Annotated in this window: 4 protein-coding genes; all 4 read left to right on the forward strand. The window is 27.7% G+C overall.

What is annotated here, in order from left to right; genetic code table 11:
* A partial coding sequence (locus VK998_RS05550; protein ID WP_325226393.1) for a hypothetical protein occupies positions 1–331 on the forward strand: 331 nt, incomplete at its 5' end.
* Positions 332–405: 74 nt separating this feature from the next.
* Positions 406–1,116, forward strand: a complete 711-nt coding sequence (locus tag VK998_RS05555) for a response regulator transcription factor (protein ID WP_325226394.1) — start codon at positions 406–408, stop codon at positions 1,114–1,116.
* An 8-nt stretch (positions 1,117–1,124) separates the two neighbouring features.
* Positions 1,125–2,921 (forward strand): ATP-binding protein, encoded by a 1,797-nt coding sequence (locus VK998_RS05560; RefSeq protein WP_325226396.1) that lies wholly within the window; start codon positions 1,125–1,127, stop codon positions 2,919–2,921.
* A gap of 169 nt (positions 2,922–3,090) precedes the next feature.
* Positions 3,091–3,778, forward strand: a 688-nt coding sequence (locus tag VK998_RS05565; protein WP_325226397.1) for an AAA family ATPase, incomplete at its 3' end; no start/stop codon positions are given.

Below are 3,778 nucleotides of genomic sequence, written 5' to 3' on the forward strand. Positions count from 1 at the left end.
GATGAGCTTAGGAAAATTTGAAAAAAAGATACTAAAAACCAGTTACAAAACGCTAGAGGTTATTAGTTCAAATAGATCTGGACTAATTGGTGAAATAGGAACTTTGCTAGGAAAGTATAATATTTCCATTAAGGATATTAAAATTATAAACAATGATTTTGAAGATGATTATGACGAAGATGGAGATTTTACTGTATTTGAAATTCATTTTATACTAAAAATTCCTAAGAAATTTAATATAAGTGAGTTTATCCATGAGATATACAGGATAGAGGGTATTTTGAAGGTTGTTTTTGATGGTAAATCATTTTCTGATAATTTTATGTTATAATATAAATGATCCTGAATTATTGCTGATATTATAGAAAATAATTTAGGATGATTTTATATGAAAGGAAATTAGTAATGGTTAATAAAAAGATATTAATTGTTGACGATGAAAAAAATATAGTAGAGCTCATTAAGATGAATTTAGAGAGAGATGGTTTTCAGGGGATTCCGGTTTATACAGGGGAGGATGCTATTACAAAAGCTATATCCTTACAGCCAGATTTAATATTATTGGATCTTATGCTTCCCGATATTGATGGGCTGGAAGTGTGTAGAATACTTAAATATAATGAAGAAACTAAGGATATACCTATAATTATGATTACTGCTAAAAGTGAAGAATCTGATAAGGTTATAGGATTAGGTTTAGGAGCTGATGATTATATAACTAAACCCTTTGGTATTAGAGAATTGGAAGCCAGAATAAAAACTGTTTTAAGAAGATATAAAAACACAAGTATATTGAAAGAAAAACCAAAAAAATCTACTGACACTCTTATGTTGAAGGATTTAGTTATAGACATTTCAACATATGAAGTTACTAAAGATGGCATAGAGATTGATTTAACCTTAACAGAATTTAAAATACTTAAAGTTCTAATGGAAAATCACAATAGGGTTATGGATAGAGAAAATCTTATAAAAAAAGTATTTGGAGATGAAGCAAAAACTGATACTAGAACTATAGATGTGCATATATTAAATATTAGGAAAAAACTAGGAGATACTAAGGAACCCTATCAATATATAGAAACCATTAGAGGTATTGGATATAGGATAAAGTAGGTGTAAATTTGAGAAGAAGAATGCTTTTATATTTTGTTATTATCTCTATATCTAGTGCAATTATTATAGGGGCCCTTGCTTACTATTTTATACAAAATAGCTATAGAGATAGTAAAGAGGAAAAATTTCTTACAAATATGAACCTAATTGAAAATACTTTAAAGAAAACCGAAGAAGAAGCGGAAAACATAAATTTTCACAGATTAGCTCAGGACTTATCCACAGAGATTAATTCACGAGTTACATTTATAGACAGAGAAGGTCAAGTGTTAGCGGATTCGATAAATAATAGTATAATGTTTCAACCTCACGATAAAACTACTGAATTTCAATATGCAATAAGAGGAGAAAGACAAATAGTACAGCGCTACAGTAATGAAGTTGGTAATAAGTTTTTTTATTTAGCTTTTTATCCTATAACGGTAGGAGATAATGATGTTGTTGTAAGGCTTGGAGATGACTATAATGAAATAGACCTTATAATAGAAAGTTTTTTTAAATACGTATTTTTATCAGCAATTGTAGGAATTATTTTTGCTGTTTTATTAGGATATATTAGTATAAAAAAAATAACTACTCCAGTAAAGGAACTGACAGAGGCTTCAAAACTAATTGCACAAGGAGATTTTAATAAAAAGATAAAAGTAAATACTAAGGATGAAATTGAGGAATTATCCAAAAGTTTTAATAGAATGGCTTCCAAACTAAAATATACTATCGATGAATTGAAAGATAAGAATACCAAGATGGATGCTATACTTGACAGTATGCAGGAAGGATTAATTGCATTAGATAAGGAAGATAAAATCATATTAGTAAATGATAAGACGAAAGAAATATTGAATATTGATAATAAAGTAGAAATAGAGAATTATATAAATAGAGTTTTGTTTGAAAAGAACAATTTGAAAGAAATAAAAAATAGATTGAAATGTGAAAATAACTATAAAATTGAAAAGGTTATAGGACAGAAAGAGGAAAAGATAATAGAGGTATCCATATCATCCATAGAAAAACAATATGAGAACAAGGATAGAATCGGTACACTTATAATGATTAGAGATATTACCTCTATAAGAAAACTAGAAGATATGAGAAAGGATTTTGTAGCCAATGTTTCCCACGAATTAAGAACACCCCTTACTTCAATTACTGGATTTATAGAAACATTAAAAATCAAAGAACTTGAAGATGAAAGTAGAAAAAAGGCAATAAATATTATTGAATTTGAATCTGAAAGATTAAAAAGACTTATAAACGATTTGCTAAGATTATCTGAGATAGAAAATATTAAAGATGGAAAAGATATAGTCAATATAGATCTTAAAAAAGATGCAATAGATATAATAAAGTTATTAAAACCTTTAGCAGATAAGAAAAATATTGATATGGATTTAGATATTCAAAATAATTTAAATTCCATAAACGGATATGAGGACTGGTTTAAACTAATACTAGTTAATCTAATAGAAAATAGTATAAAATATGGTAAAGAAAATGGATACGTACATATTAAATTATATAATAAAGGTGAAGGTATTGAATTAGTAGTAGAGGATAGTGGAATAGGAATCCCTAAAGAAGATATACCGAGAATATTTGAAAGATTTTATCGAACGGATAAAAGCAGATCCAGCACTATAAAAGGCACAGGCCTTGGGTTGGCCATAGTTAAACATATTGTAGAATTGTTAAAAGGAACTATAGAAGTAGAAAGCCAATTAGATAAAGGTACTAAATTTACCATAACAATCCCTGGACAAGGAGACAGGTCGAGACCACTGAAAGCAATAAATAAATACTAAAATATACCATGAATTGCTGCCTAAGATATATGCCTTATTTAAAGGACATAAACAAAATGCTGATAAATTATATGGGATTGAAAAAGAGTGGATTATAAAATTGCAGTGCAATATCATTGGAAGACAGACACATGGGTCTGCCCCTACGTATACTGTGATATAACAGACTATGTCAATTATTGGAATAAATGCAGCTGGAAAAACTACTTCACTTAAGCTATTAAATTTAGCACTTGAAATAGTATTAAATAATAAAGGTTTAAATGAGGATTTAGTTCCATCAGTATTTTTAAATGAGGAAACTGAGAAAAATGGTATAGTTATGACAGTATATTTCTACAAAGAAGATAAAGTATTTGAGCTAATATCTTTAATAAAATACAAAAGGAATATTGATGGAGAGATACATTTTTATTATGAAAACGAAGTTTTAAGGAGCAAAGCAAAATCTAATATTACTTCTAAAAATAATATTTTTGACTTTACAAATAAAATAAATTACAAGGAAGTTAAAAGAAATAAAATGTCAAAAGAATCACTAAAAGTTTTAAAAGATGATGATAGTATTGTAATTACTGAGACGAGGGACTCAGGGGTTACAATAAATACAATGCTTGAAGATGTTAAAGATAAGATAAATTATGTTCAAGGGATAGTAAATGAGAATATACTAAATGTATTTGATGAAAATATAAAAAAGCTTGAAAGAATTGGTGATGATAGAGATTTCAAGGTAGAGTTTAAGAATAGCCAAACAAGAATACAATCCCATATTATATCTTTAGAAGAAATAGTATCATCTGGAACTATTAGAGGACAGCGGATTATAAAGAATACAATCACTGCATTGAAAAGAG

Source organism: Schnuerera sp. (assembly GCF_035459645.1).
Lineage (GTDB): Bacteria > Bacillota > Clostridia > Tissierellales > Tepidimicrobiaceae > Schnuerera.